Raw genomic sequence first — 14,567 nt, forward strand, 5'->3', positions numbered from 1 at the left:
TTTGTCAGTTGACCGGCTTGACCGCCAGCCCGGTCCATTTGGCGATGAACGCCCATAGATCGGCGGTTTCCTCGATCACCTTGTCGGTCGGCTTGCCCGAGCCGTGGCCCGCGCGCGTTTCGATGCGGACCAGATGCGGCTTCGGCCCGATGTCCTTCGACTGGAGCATCGCGGTGTATTTGAACGTATGCCCCGGCACCACGCGATCGTCGGTGTCGGCCGTCGTCGCCAGGATCGCCGGATAGGTCACGCCGGCCTTCACATTGTGATAGGGCGAATAGGTCAGCAGGTTGCGGAAATCCGCCTCCTTGGCCGGCACGCCGTAATCGTCGACCCAGTAGCGCCCGGCGGTGAACCGGTCGAAGCGCAACATGTCCATGACACCCACCGCCGGCAGCGCGGCGGCGAACAGGTCGGGACGCTGGTTGACGACCGCACCGACCAGCAGGCCGCCGTTCGACCCGCCCTGGATCGCCAGTTGGCCCTTGCCGGTCACGCCCTGCGCGATCAGGTCTTCGCCCGCGGCGATGAAGTCGTCGAACACATTCTGCTTGTTCAGCAGCTTGCCGCCGTCATGCCATTCCTTGCCATATTCGCTGCCGCCGCGAATGTTCGCGACCGCCAGCACGCCGCCCTGTTCGAGCCACGCGATGCGGCCCGGCGAGAAGCCCGGCAGGATCGGCACGTTGAACCCGCCATAGGCGTAGAGCAGGGTCGGCGCGGGCTTGGTCACGTCCTTGCGCTTGACGATGAACATCGGGACCTTCGTCCCGTCCTTCGACGTGTAGAAGCGCTGGCGGACGTCGTACTGCGCCGGGTCGAATGCGACCTTCGGCGTGGCCCAGGGGGTCACCTGTCGCGTGGCGACATCGTAGCGATAGATGGTGGTCGGGGTCGCGAAGCTGGAGAAGGCGAAGAAGCCCTCATTATTGTCCAGTTCGCCGCCGACGCCGCCGACCGTGCCGATGCCCGGCAGTTCGATCGTACCGTCGGGCTTGCCGTCGAGGGTGAAGCGCTTCACCTCGGTCTTCGCATCGACCAGATACGCCGCCATGATCCGGCCGCCGACCAGCGACGCGCCGTTCAGCACCGCCTTGTCCTCGGCCACCAGTTCCTTTGGCTGCGGGTTGGCCGCTGCCATGTCGAGCGTGACGATGCGCAGCCGCGGCGCGCCCTGTGTCGTCGTCAGGTACAGCGTGCTGTCCTTCGACCCCACCGTGTTCCAGTCGACATTGTCGGTGTTGACGATGGTGCGTGGGCGGTCGTTCGGCTTGGTCAGGTCGAGGACCGTGATCTCGGTATGATCGCCCGGACCACTGGTCGAGATGACGAGCCAACGGCCGTCATCGGTGATCCCGGGATAGAAGGTGAAGCGCGGCTGGTCGGGCCGTTCGTAGATCAGCCGGTCGGCGCTCTGCGGCGTGCCGAGCCTGTGGAAATAGACCTTGGCGTTCAGGTTCTGGCTCTGGAACTCCTGCCCCTTTTCCGGGGTCGGGAAGCGGGCATAGTAGAAGCCCGACCCGTCCTTCACCCACGATGCCGACAGGCCGTACTTCACCCAGTCGATCTGGTCGTCCAGCACCTTTCCGGTGTCGACGTCCAGCACGCGCAGCTTGCGCCAGTCGCTGCCGCCGTCCTGGATCGAATAGAGCAGCCGCTTGCCGTCCTTGGACGGTGCCCATTCGGCAAGCGCCGTCGCACCATCCTTCGACCAGCCATTGGGGTCGATCAGCACCCGCCCCTGCCCATTCAGGCTGTCGCGGACGTACAGCACCGACTGGTTCTGCAACCCCGAATTGCGGCTGTAGAAATAGCGGCCGCCCTCGCGGTTCGGCACGCCGAAGCGTTCATAGTCGAACAGCTTCGTCAGCCGCTGCTTGAAGATGTCACGGCCGGGCAGCGTGGCCAGATACGCGTCGGTGACCTTGTTCTCCGCCGCGACCCAGGCCGCGACCTGCGGGTCGTTGCGGACGTCGTTCTCCAGCCAGCGATAGGGATCGGCGACCTTCACGCCGAACTGCTCGTCGACCTGGTCGACCGTGCGGGTCTGCGGATAGGCGATGGTCTGGGCTAGGGCAGTCGTGCTGGTCATCAGGCACGCGATCGCGACAAGGGCATGGCGGTACATCGTTGCTCCACGGGACGAGCCGGAAGGTATCCGGCGTTACCAGCAGGATACGCGAGCGGCGCGCCCGTGCAACCCCGCGGAGACAATGTTACCCACCGCAACGAAAAAAGGCGGCCGTACCGCAGTACGACCGCCCTTCCCCGTGTCACTCGAACGAAAGGCCGATCAGGCGGCTTCGTCGAAATCCTCTTCGCTCAGGACCGGACCCGAATCCTGGCCCTTCGCCGACACGTCGCGGTCGACGAATTCGATGATCGCCATCGGCGAGGCGTCCGACGCGCGGATGCCGGCCTTGATGATGCGGGTGTAACCGCCGTTGCGATCGGCATAGCGGGTCGCCAGCACGTCGAACAGCTTGGTCAGCTGCGCATCGTCCAGCAGACGAGCGTGGGCGAGACGACGGTTCGACAGGCCGCCCTTCTTCGCCAGCGTGATGAGCTTTTCGACATAGGGACGCAGTTCCTTCGCCTTGGCGACGGTCGTCGTGATCTGCTCATGCTTGATGAGCGCGGCCGACATGTTGCGGAACAGCGCAATGCGGTGTGCCGAGGTACGCTGCAGCTTACGGCCGCCGACGCGATGACGCATGGGTATTTCCTTCGTTCGTTAAGGGGCCGTGTCACGGAATCCCCAGAGCTGGTGGCTGTTTAGAGGCTGCCACCGGTTCGCCTGTTCGCGGCAAAGTTCACTAAGTTCACACTTGCCGCCATTTCAAAACTGGCCCGACACGGGCGAAGCCCGTGTTGTCGGACGGCCTGAAAGGCCGCCGGCCGGGCTGGTTTTGTCTCCGGGGCAGGCTTGCCTGCCCCGGTGCAAAATCAGCCCATAATCTCCTGTTCGAGCTTCTTCGCCATTTCTTCGATGTTCTCGGGCGGCCATCCGGGGATGTCCATGCCGAGGCGAAGACCCATCGACGACAGCACTTCCTTGATTTCGTTCAGCGACTTGCGACCGAAATTCGGGGTGCGCAGCATCTCGGCTTCGGTCTTCTGGACCAGGTCGCCGATGTAGATGATGTTGTCATTCTTGAGGCAATTGGCCGAACGAACCGACAGTTCCAGCTCGTCGACCTTCTTGAGCAGGTAACGGTTGATCTGCGCGGTGTCGCCCTGGCCTTCGCTCTGCGGCGCTGCGACCTGCGTGCCGGTTGCGGCGGCGCGGGGCAGCGTCGAATCGTCGAAGTGGACGAACAGCGCGAGCTGGTCCTGAAGGATGCGACCGGCATAGGCCAGTGCGTCCTCAGGAGTGACGGTGCCGTCGGTTTCGATCGTCAGCGTCAGCTTGTCGTAATCGAGTTCCTGCCCGACGCGGGTGTTCTCGACCTTATAGCTGACCTGGCGGACCGGCGAATACAGCGCGTCGACCGGGATCAGGCCGATCGGCGCATCGGCCGGACGGTTGCCGGCAGCCGGCACATAGCCCTTACCGACATCGGCGGTCAGTTCCATGTTGAGCGTCGCACCATCGTCGAGATGGCACAATACCAGATCGGGGTTCATCACCTCGATATCGCCGGTGACGGCGATGTCGCCGGCCTTCACTTCGGCCGGACCGGTGACGGACAACTGGAGACGCTTCGGGCCTTCGCCCTGCATCTTCAGTGCGATCTGCTTCACGTTCAGCACCATGTCCGTCACGTCCTCGCGGACGCCGGCAAGGCTGGAAAATTCGTGAAGGACGTTCTCGATCTTGATCGAGGTGACGGCGGCGCCCTGCAGCGACGACAGCAGCACGCGACGCAGCGCGTTGCCGAGCGTCAGGCCGAACCCACGCTCCAGCGGCTCGGCCACGAAGGTCGAACGGCGCTTGGGATCGCCGCCCGGCTTCTTCTCGAGGCCGCTCGGCTTCTTGAGTTCCTGCCAGTTCTTAGCGTTGACGGACACGGGCTTCCCCTAGCTTGGCGGCGCGGAAAGGACGGGTCCGCGCCATGAAAGAACGGCCCCGCCGGACGAACCCGGCGGGGCGGCAGGCACGGATCAGACGCGACGACGCTTCGACGGGCGCACGCCGTTGTGCGGGATCGAGGTCACGTCACGGATCGACGTGATCTGGAAACCGACGGCCTGGAGCGCACGAAGCGCCGATTCACGACCCGAACCCGGGCCCTTCACTTCGACTTCGAGCGTGCGCACGCCGTGGTCGGCAGCCTTGCGGCCGGCGTCTTCAGCAGCGACCTGAGCGGCGTACGGGGTCGACTTGCGCGAGCCCTTGAAACCCATCATGCCGGCCGACGACCAGCTGATCGCATTGCCCTGCGCATCGGTGATGGTGATCATGGTGTTGTTGAAGCTGGCGTTCACATGCGCGACGCCGGCGGTGATGTTCTTGCGCTCGCGACGGCGAAGGCGCTGCGGTTCACGTGCCATTATTGGAAATCCTGACCTGAGTATCTTGCGTGGTGCGGAGATCGGGAGGCGGTCGGCCTCTTACCTCTCTCCGACGGAGAAGAAGTTAGAAACAGTCCCCCGGACTGTTTCTTACTTCTTCTTACCCGCGATCGGCTTCGCCTTGCCCTTGCGGGTGCGCGCATTGGTGTGCGTGCGCTGGCCGCGGACCGGCAGGCCCTTGCGGTGGCGCAGGCCACGATAGCAGGCGAGGTCCATCAGACGCTTGATGTTCATCGCGGTCTGGCGACGCAGGTCACCTTCCACGGTGTGGTTCGCGTCGATCGCTTCACGGATCTGGAGGACTTCCTGGTCGCTCAGGTCCTGCACGCGGCGCTCGGCGGCGATGCCCAGCTGCTCGGTGAGTTCCTTGGCCTTGGCCGGACCGATGCCGTGAATGTACTGCAGCGCGATGACGACGCGCTTGTTGGTCGGGATATTAACACCCGCGATACGTGCCATGAACTAAATTCTCCCAGCTCCACGAGGCGCCGCATGGCAGCGGCCCCTCATCTCGTAGCGTTGCAACCCGTCACGCGCGATCGCGGCGAACGCGCGGAAGCGCCGCCGTAAACCGGTATGTCGGGGTGGATCGCTGATACGGACCGATTCCCACCCTGTCAACCGGTGGACGGAACCAAATTCGGGATGGGGCGTGAGGTGCGCAGGTAGCGCATCCGCAACTCAGCCTCCCCGAACACGTCATCCCAGCGCAGGCTGGGGTCTCCGAGGAGCGGGCGCTGCGCGCTCCAACGGGGAGACCCCAGCCTGCGCTGGGGTGACGGTTGCGGCTGGCGGACCGAAGCCCGCCCTGCCCTTACGTGTCGAGGATCACCGCGATCTGTCCGGTCACGTCGTCCATGTCGGCCATGCCGTCGACGCGGTGAACCAGGCCGCGCGCTTCGTAGAGCGGCAGGATCGGCGCGGTCTTAGCGCGATATTCGACCATGCGGGTACGCACGGTTTCCTCGTTGTCGTCGGGACGCCGCTTGAACTCGGTCGCGCCGCACGCGTCGCACACCCCGGCAACCGCGGGTTGCTTGAACGTGTCATGATAGCCCGCACCGCAATTGGCGCAGGTAAAACGGCCGACGATGCGCTCGACCAGCGCATCCTCGTCGACCACCAGCTCGATCACATGGGTCAGCTGACGTCCGCGATGTTCGAGCAGCAGGTCGAGCGCGTCGGCCTGCGCCGCGGTGCGCGGATAGCCGTCGAAGATCGCGCCGCGATCGCCCAGCTGGTCAAGCCGCTCGCCGATCAGCGCCGACACGATCGCATCGGACACCAGTTCGCCGGCATCCATCACCGCCTTGGCTTGCAGGCCGACCGGGCTGCCCGCCTTCACCGCCGCGCGCAGCATGTCGCCGGTCGACAGCTGCACCATGCCGCGCGCCGCTTCGAGCCGCGCGGCCTGGGTGCCCTTGCCCGCGCCCGGCGGTCCGAGAAGGATGATGTCCATAGCTGCCCCCTTAGTCCTGTTACGCTCAGCCGCGCAGGCGTCCGCCCTTCAGCTTGGCCTTCTTGATGAGGTCGCCATACTGGTGCGCCAGCAGGTGCGACTGGATCTGCGTCACCGTGTCCATTGTCACGTTCACGACGATGAGCAGGCTGGTGCCGCCGAGATAGAAGGGAATCGACAGCGCCGATACCAGATATTCGGGCAGCAGGCAGATGATGACCAGATAGGCCGCACCGATGACCGTGATGCGGGTCAGCACATAGTCGAAATAATTCTCGGTATTCTTGCCCGGGCGGATGCCGGGGATGAACCCGCCATAGCGCTTGAGGTTATCGGCGGTCTCTTCGGGATTGAAGACGATCGCAGTGTAGAAGAACGAGAAGAACACGATGCCCGCGCCGTACAGCAGCATGTAGAGCGGCTGGCCATGCGCCAGATACTGGTTGAGGGTGATGATGAAGTCGCCCCAGCGGCTCTCGCCCGCCGTCGCCTGTCCGGCGAACTGGGTGATGGTCACCGGCATCAGCAGCAGCGACGACGCGAAGATTGGCGGGATCACACCGGCGGTGTTGATCTTGAGCGGCAGGTGACTGCGATCCGCCTGCACCCCGCGCGCCGTCTGACGCTTCGGGTACTGGATCAGGATGCGGCGCTGCGCGCGCTCCATGAAGCAGATGAACAGGACGAGGCCGGCGACCGCGACGATGATGCCGATCAGAGTCAGCGGGTTCATCGTGCCCGACCGGCTGCCTTCGAACAACTGGAGCAAAGTCGTCGGCAGATGTGCGACGATGCCGGCCATGATGATGAGCGAGATGCCGTTGCCGATGCCGCGGCTGGTGATCTGCTCACCCAGCCACATCAGGAACATGGTGCCGCCGATCAGCGAGATGACCGCCGCGATGCGGAAGGTCATGCCCGGCTCGATCACCGCCTGCGCGCCGGCCGAAGCGCCGAACGCCTCCAGCCCGACCGCGATGGTGTAGCCCTGGATCGCGGTCAGCGCGACCGTGCCGTAGCGGGTGTACTGGTTGAGCTTCTTGCGGCCCGATTCGCCTTCCTTCTTGATGGCGGCGAGCTGCGGGCTGAGCGACGTCGCGAGCTGCACGACGATCGATGCGGTGATATAGGGCATGACGCCCAGCGCGACGACCGACATGCGCGTCAGCGCACCGCCCGAAAAAGTATTGAAGAAGTCGAGAACGCCGCCCTGCGTCTGGTTCGCGAGCAGGCCGAGCTGCGTCGGGTCGATCCCCGGCAGCGGCACATAGCTCAGCATGCGGAACACGATCAGTGCCCCAAGCGTAAACCACAGGCGCTTCTTGAGTTCGGTCGCCTGACCGAATTTCGACAGATTGAGATTGGTCGCAAGACCGTCTGAGGCGGCTGCCATGGATATGTCCCGAATGATGCTGGCGGGCCATCAGCCCACCCCCCGGGCGACCATATAGGGGTTGCTGCCGGGATGTCTAAGGGGACGATACACGCCCCCCTAGGAAACCGTTCGGTTCGAGCAGCTTCGAGCGCAGTCGAGAAGCGTCCGTCGAGAACGGTCCGCTAAGCGGTACCCCGTTCTCGATATGCGCTCTCGACAGGCTCGATCGCTACTCGAACCCAACGGGAGCAGGCTTACGCGTGCGCAGCCTTCTTGGCGGCGAGCGTCTTGCCCTTCTTGGCAGCGGCCTTTTCGTGCGCGGGCACGACTTCGATGACCGACACCGAACCACCCGCCTTCTCAACCGCTTCGATCGCCGACTTCGACGCACCGCCAACGGTGAAGGTCAGCTTTGCGGTCAGTTCGCCCTTGCCGAGCAGACGGACGCCGTCCTTGCCGCCACGGGCCAGGTTCGCGGCCTTGAGCGCAGCGTGGTCGAGTGCCGCACCGGCTTCGATCTTGCCGGCGTCGACCGCCTTCTGGATCGCGCCGAGGTTCACTTCGGCGTAATCCTTGGCGAAGATGTTGTTGAAGCCGCGCTTCGGGATCCGCATGTGGAGCGGCATCTGGCCGCCTTCGAAGCCGTTGATCGAGACGCCTTCGCGGCTCTTCTGGCCCTTCTGGCCACGGCCGGCGGTCTTGCCCTTGCCCGAGCCGATGCCCCGGCCGACGCGCATCCGGCTCTTGCGGGCGCCGTCGTTGTCGCGGATTTCGTTGAGTTTCATGTGTGCACTCGCTTTCGCTATGTTCGCGCTAAAGAAATGAGGAAGGGGGCCGCATAGCCCCCTTCCCCGCATTTGTCACCGGTAAAGGTGGAAGGCGTATCAGCCTTCGACCGACACCATGTGCTGCACCTTGCGGATCATGCCACGCACCTCGGGGGTGTCGGCCAGTTCCACGGTCTTGTGCATCTTGTTGAGGCCGAGACCGATCAGCGTCGCGCGCTGATCCTTGGTCCGGCGGATCGGCGACCCGGTCTGGGTGATCTTCACGGTTGCCATCGCTCGTTACTCCACGATCGCCGCGGCGTCAGCCTCGGCGGTCTGCGATCCACCACGACCCAGCAGGTCGGCGATCTTCTTGCCGCGACGCTGGGCCACCGCCTTCGGCGACGACTGGTCGTTCAGCGCCTCGAAGGTCGCACGGATCATGTTGTACGGGTTCGACGTACCGACCGACTTGGTCACCACGTCGGCGACACCCAGCGATTCGAAGATCGCGCGCATCGGACCACCGGCGATGATGCCAGTACCCTGCGGCGCCGAACGCACCGTCACGCGACCGGCACCGAAGTGGCCGTTGCCGTCGTGATGCAGCGTACGACCGTCCTTCAGCGGAACGCGGACCATCGCCTTCTTGGCAGCGGCGGTCGCCTTCGAAATGGCTTCCGGCACTTCGCGCGCCTTGCCATGCCCGAAACCGACGCGGCCCTTGCCGTCGCCGACGACGACGAGCGCTGCGAAACCGAAGCGCTTGCCGCCCTTCACGGTCTTCGACACGCGGTTGATGTGGACGAGCTTTTCGATCAGCTCCTCGCCACCATCCTCTGCGCCGCGACGATCGTCGCGGCGGCCACGGCCGCCGTCACGGCCACCGCGACCACGGTCGCCGCCGCCCTGGCCACCACGACCACGGCCGCCACGCGGACCACGGCCCTGCGGCTGTTCGCCACCGGTCGCCTCAACGGCGGGTGCTTCGGCCTGATTGTTTTCGTCAGCCATGTCTTAGAACTCCAATCCGGCTTCGCGGGCGGCCTCGGCCAGCGCCTTGACGCGGCCGTGGAACAGGAAGCCGCCACGGTCGAATACGACCTGCGTCACGCCCGCGGCCTTCGCCGCTTCCGCAACGCGGGTGCCGACGCCCTTGGCGGCATCGATGTTCGCGCCGGAGGTGCCACGCACGTCCTTTTCCAGGGTCGATGCCGAAGCAACGGTACGACCCGCTGCATCGTCGATGACCTGGGCGTAGATGTGCTTGCCCGAACGATGGATCGACAGCCGCGCACGGCCGCCCGAACGCGCACGAAGCGCGGTGCGATTGCGCCGACGGCGCTTCTCGAAGAGGGAGAGACCCTTGGTCATTACTTCTTCTTCCCTTCCTTGCGGAAGATGAACTCGCCGTCGTACTTGATGCCCTTGCCCTTGTACGGCTCGGGCTTACGCCAACGACGGATCTCGGCAGCGATCTGACCGACCTTCTGCTTGTCGATCCCGCTGATTTCGATCGTGGTCTGATCGGGCGTCTTGATCTCGATGCCTTCCGGCACGTCGATGTTGACGTCGTGGCTGTAGCCGAGCTGCAGCTTCAGATTCTTGCCCTGCGCAGCCGCACGATAGCCGACGCCGGTGATCAGCAGCTTCTTGGTGAAGCCGGTGGTCACGCCGGTGATCAGGTTCTGCACGAGCGTGCGCTGCATGCCCCAGAACGCGCGAGCGCGCTTGGTGTCATTCGCCGGCTGCACCGAGATGCTGTCGCCTTCGACGGCATAGCTGATGTCGTCGGCCAGCGGCAGCGTCAGCGTGCCCTTCGGACCCTTCACGCTCAGCTCGCGCCCTGCGATGTTGGCGGTCACGCCGGCCGGAACCGGGACTGCCTTCTTACCGATGCGGCTCATCAGAAGACCTCCGCGAGGACTTCGCCACCGACATTCTGTTCGCGCGCTTCGGCGTCGGACAGAACGCCGCGCGGCGTCGAGACGATAGTGATGCCGAGGCCATTGCGCACCTTCGGCAGTTCCTGCGAACCCGAATAGACGCGGCGACCGGGCTTCGAAACGCGCGCGACGTGCTTGATCGCCGGCTGGCCTTCGAAATACTTCAGCTCGATGCGGATGCCGGCCGCGGGGCCCATCTGCTCTTCGCTGTAGCCACGGATATAGCCCTCACGCTGCAGCACGTCGAGGACACGGGCCCGCAACTTGCTGGCAGGCGTCAGGACGGAGTCCTTGCGCGCGCGCTGGCCGTTGCGGATGCGGGTGAGCATGTCACCCAGGGGATCGGTCAATGCCATTGCTGTGTTCCTTACCAGCTCGACTTCGTGACGCCGGGGATCAGGCCCTTGTTGGCCAGTTCACGCAGCATGACGCGGGCGAGACGGAACTTGCGATAATAGCCACGGGGACGACCCGTCAGCTCGCAACGGTTGCGGATGCGGGTCGGATTCCCGTTGCGGGGAATCTCGGCCATCTTCAGCCGCGCGATCAGACGCTCGGTTTCGTCGAGCGACTGGTCGGCTGCGATCGCCTTCAGCTTCGCATATTTGGGTGCGAACTTCTTGACGAGCGCGCGACGGCGCTCGTTCTTGTTCACGGAACTCAGTTTCGCCATGGACTTAAGCTCTCTTCGTTAAAGCGAACGGCCGCCCCCGTGGCCGGGGGCGGACCGGATTAGGCCGCCTTCTTTTCCTCGGCTTCCGCTTCCTGCGGGAAGGGGAAACCGAACAGACGCAGAAGCTCGCGAGCTTCGTCGTCGGTCTTGGCGGTGGTGGTCACGATCACATCCATGCCGCGCACCTTGTCGATGCGGTCATAGTTGATTTCGGGGAACACGATCTGTTCCTTGATGCCGCAGGCATAGTTGCCACGGCCGTCGAACGACTTCGGGTTCAGGCCACGAAAGTCGCGGACGCGGGGGAGCGCGATGGTGATGAAGCGATCGAGGAATTCGTACATCCGCTCACGGCGCAGCGTGACCTTGCAGCCGATCGCCATGCCTTCACGCAGCTTGAACTGCGCAATCGACTTCTTCGCCTTGGTGACGACAGGCTTCTGGCCCGCGATCAGCTCCATTTCGGAGCTGGCCTGCTCGACCTTCTTCTTGTCCTGCGTCGCCTCGCCCACGCCCATGTTCAGGACGATCTTTTCGATCCGGGGCACTTCGAGCGCGTTCTTGTAACCGAACTTCTCGGTCATCGCCTTCACGATGCGATCGTCATAGATCGACTTCATGCGCGGCGTGTACTTATCAGCCATTGATGACCTCCCCGCCCTTCACGGCGACCCGGACCTTCTTGCCGTCACGCACTTCGAAACGAACGCGGGTCGGCTTGCCGTCGACGACGTGCGCGACCTTGCTGACGTGCAGCGGCGCTTCCGAGCGCACCAGACCGCCCTGCGGGTCGGCCTGGTTCGGCTTCTTGTGGCGAACGGCGATGTTGACGCCGGAAACGACGACCTTGCCATCCTTCGGCATCGACTGGGTGACCTGGCCGGTCTTGCCCTTGTCCTTGCCCGACAGGACGATCACGGTGTCGCCCTTCTTGATCTTCGCAGCAGCCATTACAGCACCTCAGGGGCGAGCGAGATGATCTTCATGAAGCCCTTCGAGCGCAGCTCGCGGACCACCGGGCCAAAGATACGGGTGCCGATCGGCTCCTCGTTCTTGTTGACCAGCACCGCGGCGTTGCCGTCGAAGCGGATCACCGAACCGTCGGTGCGACGGATGTCCTTGGCGGTGCGAACGATGACGGCGCGGTGCACGTCACCCTTCTTCACGCGGCCGCGCGGAGCGGCTTCCTTGATGCTGACGACGATGACGTCGCCGACACCGGCCGTGCGGCGCTTCGAGCCGCCCAGCACCTTGATGCACTGCACCCGCTTCGCGCCGCTGTTGTCAGCGACGTCGAGGTTGGATTGCATCTGAATCATGGATGCGATTCCTTGTCCATGGGGCCGATTCCGACCGGACCCCGCCTGCTAAAAATGAACCCCCGGCTGCGGGATACCGCGCCGGGGGGAGCGGCCCATTAACCGCCCCATAGCGAAAAGGCAAGCCTTCCCGCGAATGTTCGTCACATCCGGGTCCGACCCCGGAATTGCTTGGGGTGGCAACGCCGAAGCGCCCCACCCCTGCAAAGGCTTACGCCTCGGCTGCGACTTCCGCCGGCGTCGCGTGGGTGTTCACCCGCTCGATCACCTTCCAGGTCTTCAGCTTCGAGATCGGCGCGGTCTCTTCGATGCGCACGGTCTCGCCTTCGCGATACTCATTGCCCTCGTCATGGGCATGGTACTTCTTCGAACGGCGGATGATCTTGCCGTAGAGGGGGTGCTTCACCTTCCGCTCTACCTTGACCACCACCGTCTTGTCGGTCTTGTCCGAGACGATCATCCCGGTCAGCACGCGCTTCGGCATGTCTCTCGTCCTTACTTGTCGGACGAGCGCGAACGCTCGCCCTGCAGCGTCTTGATCCGCGCGATGTCGCGACGGACTTCCTTCACGCGGGTCGGCTTTTCCAGCTGGCTGGTCGCCGCCTGGAAGCGGAGGTTGAACGCCTCACGCTTCAGGCTCGACAGTTCCTCGACCAGCTGGTCGTCGCTCTTGGCGCGAAGATCGGTTGCCTTCGTCATTTTCAACCCTCCAGGTGCGAGGTGTCGCCCAGACGGGCAACGACCTTGACCGCGATCGGCAGCTTCATCGCGGCGCGCGAGAACGCCTCCGCGGCGAGCGGGCCGGGCACGCCGTCCAGTTCGAACAGGATCCGACCCGGCTTGACGCGGGCGACCCAGAATTCGGGCGAGCCCTTGCCCGAGCCCATGCGGACTTCGGCCGGCTTCGACGACACCGGCAGATCCGGGAAGATCCGGATCCACAAGCGGCCCTGGCGCTTGATGTGACGCGTGATCGCGCGGCGGGCCGCTTCGATCTGGCGGGCGGTGATCCGCTCCGGCTCCATCGCCTTCAGGCCGTACGACCCGAAGTTCAGCGACGTACCGCCCTTGGCATCGCCATGGATGCGGCCCTTGAAGGCCTTGCGGAACTTGGTGCGCTTTGGTTGCAGCATCTCAAATTATCCTTAGCGGCGGTGATCGTCGCGCGCGGGGCGCACGCCGGAGGTCTGGGCCTCCATCATCAGCCGGTCCTGCGCCATCGGGTCGTGGCCGAGGATCTCACCCTTGAAGATCCAGACCTTGACGCCGCAGACGCCATACGCGGTGTGCGCTTCGGCCTCGGCATAGTCGAGGTTCGCGCGCAGCGTGTGCAGCGGAACGCGACCTTCGCGATAGCCTTCCGAACGGGCGATTTCCGCACCGCCCAGACGACCGCCGCAAGCGACGCGGATGCCGTCGGCACCCAGGCGCATCGCCGACTGCACCGCACGCTTCATGGCGCGGCGGAAGGCGATACGACGCTCGAGCTGGTCGGCAATGCCCTGCGCGACGAGCTTCGCGTCGATTTCCGGCTTGCGGATTTCAACGATGTTCAGCGACACGTCCGAGCCCGTCATCGTGCCCAGCTTCTTGCGAAGCTTTTCGATGTCGGTGCCCTTCTTGCCGATGATCACGCCCGGACGGGCTGCGAAGATCGAGATGCGGCACAGCTTGGCCGGACGCTCGATGACCACCTTGGAGATCGCGGCCTGCGGCAGCGTCTTCATGATGTACTGGCGGATCTTCAGATCCTCCAGCAGCAGACGGCCATAGTCGGCGCCTTCGGCATACCAACGGCTGTCCCAGGTGCGGTTGATCTGCAGACGCAGACCGATGGGATTGGACTTGTGACCCATTACGCTTCCTCCACCTCGGACACGACGATGCGCACGCGGCTGAACGGCTTCAGGATGCGCGTCGACTTGCCGCGACCGCGGGTCGCAAAACGCTTCATCGTGATCGACTTGCCGACCGAGGCTTCCTTGACGACGAGCGCGTCGACGTCGAGGTTGTGGTTGTTTTCCGCGTTCGCGATCGCCGAAGCGAGGCACTTGCGGACGTCGACCGCCATCGCCTTCTTCGAGAAGGCGAGGATGTTCATCGCGTCACCGGCCTTGCGGTTGCGGATGAGCGCGGCGACGAGGTTCAGCTTCTGCGCCGAGCCGCGGACCTGGGTCGCGACCGCCAGAGCTTCCTTGTCACCAACGCGGCGGGGTGCTGCCTGCTTGCTCATCAGCGCTTGCCCTTCTTGTCGGCGGCGTGGCCGGGGAAGAAGCGCGTCGGAGCGAACTCGCCGAGCTTCATGCCCACCATGTCTTCGTTGACCGAAACCGGCACGAACTTGCGGCCGTTATAGACGTTGAACGTCAGGCCGACGAACTGCGGGAGAATGGTCGAGCGGCGCGACCAGGTCTTGATCGGGCCGGCACGGGTGCCGGCGTCCTGCGCCACTTCTGCCTTCTTCAGCAGGTTGAGGTCCACGAACGGACCCTTCCATACGGAACGAGCCATCG

At 64.4% G+C, this 14,567-nt stretch carries 23 protein-coding genes; all 23 read right to left on the reverse strand.

Annotated elements, in window-relative coordinates:
• Positions 1–4: 4 nt before the first annotated feature.
• Positions 5–2,128, reverse strand: coding sequence for a prolyl oligopeptidase family serine peptidase (locus CA237_RS02505; protein WP_066689611.1), 2,124 nt, complete (start codon positions 2,126–2,128; stop codon positions 5–7).
• 165 nt (positions 2,129–2,293) lie between these two features.
• A complete protein-coding gene (rplQ, locus tag CA237_RS02510; RefSeq protein WP_066689612.1) occupies positions 2,294–2,716 on the reverse strand; it encodes a 50S ribosomal protein L17 in 423 nt (140 codons plus the stop codon).
• 230 nt (positions 2,717–2,946) lie between these two features.
• Positions 2,947–4,011, reverse strand: coding sequence for a DNA-directed RNA polymerase subunit alpha (locus tag CA237_RS02515; RefSeq protein WP_066689613.1), 1,065 nt, complete (start codon positions 4,009–4,011; stop codon positions 2,947–2,949).
• 93 nt (positions 4,012–4,104) lie between these two features.
• Complete coding sequence (gene rpsK, locus CA237_RS02520) at positions 4,105–4,494, reverse strand: 30S ribosomal protein S11 (protein ID WP_055763349.1); 390 nt, start codon at positions 4,492–4,494, stop codon at positions 4,105–4,107.
• A gap of 111 nt (positions 4,495–4,605) precedes the next feature.
• On the reverse strand, positions 4,606–4,974 hold the full coding sequence (rpsM, locus tag CA237_RS02525; RefSeq protein ID WP_066689614.1) for a 30S ribosomal protein S13: 369 nt from the start codon (positions 4,972–4,974) through the stop codon (positions 4,606–4,608).
• A gap of 355 nt (positions 4,975–5,329) precedes the next feature.
• Positions 5,330–5,974, reverse strand: coding sequence for an adenylate kinase (locus CA237_RS02530; protein ID WP_066689615.1), 645 nt, complete (start codon positions 5,972–5,974; stop codon positions 5,330–5,332).
• A gap of 25 nt (positions 5,975–5,999) precedes the next feature.
• Positions 6,000–7,367 carry a preprotein translocase subunit SecY gene (gene secY / locus CA237_RS02535; RefSeq protein ID WP_066689616.1) on the reverse strand — a complete coding sequence of 456 codons (1,368 nt, stop codon included), beginning with the start codon at positions 7,365–7,367 and terminating at the stop codon, positions 6,000–6,002.
• A gap of 236 nt (positions 7,368–7,603) precedes the next feature.
• The gene (rplO, locus tag CA237_RS02540) at positions 7,604–8,134 is read right to left on the reverse strand and encodes a 50S ribosomal protein L15 (protein WP_126012665.1); all 531 of its coding nucleotides are present in this window, start codon (positions 8,132–8,134) and stop codon (positions 7,604–7,606) included.
• Between the two features lie 99 nt (positions 8,135–8,233).
• Positions 8,234–8,410: a 50S ribosomal protein L30 gene (rpmD, locus tag CA237_RS02545; RefSeq protein ID WP_055763335.1), complete on the reverse strand. Its 177-nt coding sequence runs from the start codon at positions 8,408–8,410 to the stop codon at positions 8,234–8,236.
• Between the two features lie 6 nt (positions 8,411–8,416).
• Entirely contained in the window at positions 8,417–9,130 is a 714-nt protein-coding gene (rpsE, locus tag CA237_RS02550) for a 30S ribosomal protein S5 (RefSeq protein WP_066689618.1), read from the reverse strand.
• 3 nt (positions 9,131–9,133) lie between these two features.
• Entirely contained in the window at positions 9,134–9,490 is a 357-nt protein-coding gene (gene rplR / locus CA237_RS02555; protein WP_066689619.1) for a 50S ribosomal protein L18, read from the reverse strand.
• On the reverse strand, positions 9,490–10,023 hold the full coding sequence (gene rplF / locus CA237_RS02560) for a 50S ribosomal protein L6 (protein WP_066689620.1): 534 nt from the start codon (positions 10,021–10,023) through the stop codon (positions 9,490–9,492). Before rplF ends, rplR begins: the two co-directional genes overlap by 1 nt.
• Positions 10,023–10,418: a 30S ribosomal protein S8 gene (gene rpsH, locus CA237_RS02565; RefSeq protein WP_033921102.1), complete on the reverse strand. Its 396-nt coding sequence runs from the start codon at positions 10,416–10,418 to the stop codon at positions 10,023–10,025. The genes rplF and rpsH overlap by 1 nt, the downstream gene beginning before the upstream one ends.
• Positions 10,419–10,429: 11 nt before the next feature.
• The gene (gene rpsN / locus CA237_RS02570) at positions 10,430–10,735 is read right to left on the reverse strand and encodes a 30S ribosomal protein S14 (protein WP_055756896.1); all 306 of its coding nucleotides are present in this window, start codon (positions 10,733–10,735) and stop codon (positions 10,430–10,432) included.
• 59 nt (positions 10,736–10,794) lie between these two features.
• Positions 10,795–11,379, reverse strand: coding sequence for a 50S ribosomal protein L5 (gene rplE / locus CA237_RS02575; RefSeq protein ID WP_066689621.1), 585 nt, complete (start codon positions 11,377–11,379; stop codon positions 10,795–10,797).
• Positions 11,372–11,686 (reverse strand): 50S ribosomal protein L24, encoded by a 315-nt coding sequence (gene rplX, locus CA237_RS02580; RefSeq protein WP_066689622.1) that lies wholly within the window; start codon positions 11,684–11,686, stop codon positions 11,372–11,374. Before rplX ends, rplE begins: the two co-directional genes overlap by 8 nt.
• Complete coding sequence (rplN, locus tag CA237_RS02585) at positions 11,686–12,054, reverse strand: 50S ribosomal protein L14 (RefSeq protein ID WP_055996097.1); 369 nt, start codon at positions 12,052–12,054, stop codon at positions 11,686–11,688. The genes rplX and rplN overlap by 1 nt, the downstream gene beginning before the upstream one ends.
• Before the next feature lie 211 nt (positions 12,055–12,265).
• Positions 12,266–12,538: a 30S ribosomal protein S17 gene (rpsQ, locus tag CA237_RS02590; protein ID WP_055763313.1), complete on the reverse strand. Its 273-nt coding sequence runs from the start codon at positions 12,536–12,538 to the stop codon at positions 12,266–12,268.
• Between the two features lie 11 nt (positions 12,539–12,549).
• Complete coding sequence (rpmC, locus tag CA237_RS02595) at positions 12,550–12,753, reverse strand: 50S ribosomal protein L29 (RefSeq protein ID WP_066689623.1); 204 nt, start codon at positions 12,751–12,753, stop codon at positions 12,550–12,552.
• 2 nt (positions 12,754–12,755) lie between these two features.
• Complete coding sequence (gene rplP / locus CA237_RS02600; protein WP_055790394.1) at positions 12,756–13,187, reverse strand: 50S ribosomal protein L16; 432 nt, start codon at positions 13,185–13,187, stop codon at positions 12,756–12,758.
• A gap of 12 nt (positions 13,188–13,199) precedes the next feature.
• Positions 13,200–13,910: a 30S ribosomal protein S3 gene (rpsC, locus tag CA237_RS02605; protein ID WP_055763307.1), complete on the reverse strand. Its 711-nt coding sequence runs from the start codon at positions 13,908–13,910 to the stop codon at positions 13,200–13,202.
• Positions 13,910–14,287 (reverse strand): 50S ribosomal protein L22, encoded by a 378-nt coding sequence (gene rplV, locus CA237_RS02610; RefSeq protein ID WP_066689625.1) that lies wholly within the window; start codon positions 14,285–14,287, stop codon positions 13,910–13,912. Before rplV ends, rpsC begins: the two co-directional genes overlap by 1 nt.
• Positions 14,287–14,565 carry a 30S ribosomal protein S19 gene (gene rpsS, locus CA237_RS02615; protein WP_055763302.1) on the reverse strand — a complete coding sequence of 93 codons (279 nt, stop codon included), beginning with the start codon at positions 14,563–14,565 and terminating at the stop codon, positions 14,287–14,289. The genes rplV and rpsS overlap by 1 nt, the downstream gene beginning before the upstream one ends.
• Positions 14,566–14,567: the final 2 nt, after the last annotated feature.

The organism is Sphingomonas sp. ABOLH (assembly GCF_003951715.1).
GTDB classification, from domain to species: Bacteria; Pseudomonadota; Alphaproteobacteria; order Sphingomonadales; family Sphingomonadaceae; genus Sphingomonas; species Sphingomonas hankookensis_A.

Coding starts and splice junctions, on each gene's coding strand:
- rpsH (WP_033921102.1), bottom strand. CDS start 10,418: ATGGCATTGACCGATCCCCTGGGTGACATGCTCACCCGCATCCGCAAC.
- rplX (WP_066689622.1), bottom strand. CDS start 11,686: ATGGCTGCTGCGAAGATCAAGAAGGGCGACACCGTGATCGTCCTGTCG.
- secY (WP_066689616.1), bottom strand. CDS start 7,367: ATGGCAGCCGCCTCAGACGGTCTTGCGACCAATCTCAATCTGTCGAAA.
- rplN (WP_055996097.1), bottom strand. CDS start 12,054: ATGATTCAGATGCAATCCAACCTCGACGTCGCTGACAACAGCGGCGCG.
- rplO (WP_126012665.1), bottom strand. CDS start 8,134: ATGAAACTCAACGAAATCCGCGACAACGACGGCGCCCGCAAGAGCCGG.
- rpsS (WP_055763302.1), bottom strand. CDS start 14,565: ATGGCTCGTTCCGTATGGAAGGGTCCGTTCGTGGACCTCAACCTGCTG.
- rpsN (WP_055756896.1), bottom strand. CDS start 10,735: ATGGCGAAACTGAGTTCCGTGAACAAGAACGAGCGCCGTCGCGCGCTC.
- rpsQ (WP_055763313.1), bottom strand. CDS start 12,538: ATGCCGAAGCGCGTGCTGACCGGGATGATCGTCTCGGACAAGACCGAC.
- rpsE (WP_066689618.1), bottom strand. CDS start 9,130: ATGGCTGACGAAAACAATCAGGCCGAAGCACCCGCCGTTGAGGCGACC.
- rplQ (WP_066689612.1), bottom strand. CDS start 2,716: ATGCGTCATCGCGTCGGCGGCCGTAAGCTGCAGCGTACCTCGGCACAC.
- rplR (WP_066689619.1), bottom strand. CDS start 9,490: ATGACCAAGGGTCTCTCCCTCTTCGAGAAGCGCCGTCGGCGCAATCGC.
- rpsM (WP_066689614.1), bottom strand. CDS start 4,974: ATGGCACGTATCGCGGGTGTTAATATCCCGACCAACAAGCGCGTCGTC.
- rpmC (WP_066689623.1), bottom strand. CDS start 12,753: ATGACGAAGGCAACCGATCTTCGCGCCAAGAGCGACGACCAGCTGGTC.
- rplF (WP_066689620.1), bottom strand. CDS start 10,023: ATGAGCCGCATCGGTAAGAAGGCAGTCCCGGTTCCGGCCGGCGTGACC.
- rplP (WP_055790394.1), bottom strand. CDS start 13,187: ATGCTGCAACCAAAGCGCACCAAGTTCCGCAAGGCCTTCAAGGGCCGC.
- rplE (WP_066689621.1), bottom strand. CDS start 11,379: ATGGCTGATAAGTACACGCCGCGCATGAAGTCGATCTATGACGATCGC.
- CA237_RS02530 (WP_066689615.1), bottom strand. CDS start 5,974: ATGGACATCATCCTTCTCGGACCGCCGGGCGCGGGCAAGGGCACCCAG.
- rplV (WP_066689625.1), bottom strand. CDS start 14,287: ATGAGCAAGCAGGCAGCACCCCGCCGCGTTGGTGACAAGGAAGCTCTG.
- CA237_RS02505 (WP_066689611.1), bottom strand. CDS start 2,128: ATGTACCGCCATGCCCTTGTCGCGATCGCGTGCCTGATGACCAGCACG.
- rpsK (WP_055763349.1), bottom strand. CDS start 4,494: ATGGCACGTGAACCGCAGCGCCTTCGCCGTCGCGAGCGCAAGAACATC.
- rpmD (WP_055763335.1), bottom strand. CDS start 8,410: ATGGCAACCGTGAAGATCACCCAGACCGGGTCGCCGATCCGCCGGACC.
- rpsC (WP_055763307.1), bottom strand. CDS start 13,910: ATGGGTCACAAGTCCAATCCCATCGGTCTGCGTCTGCAGATCAACCGC.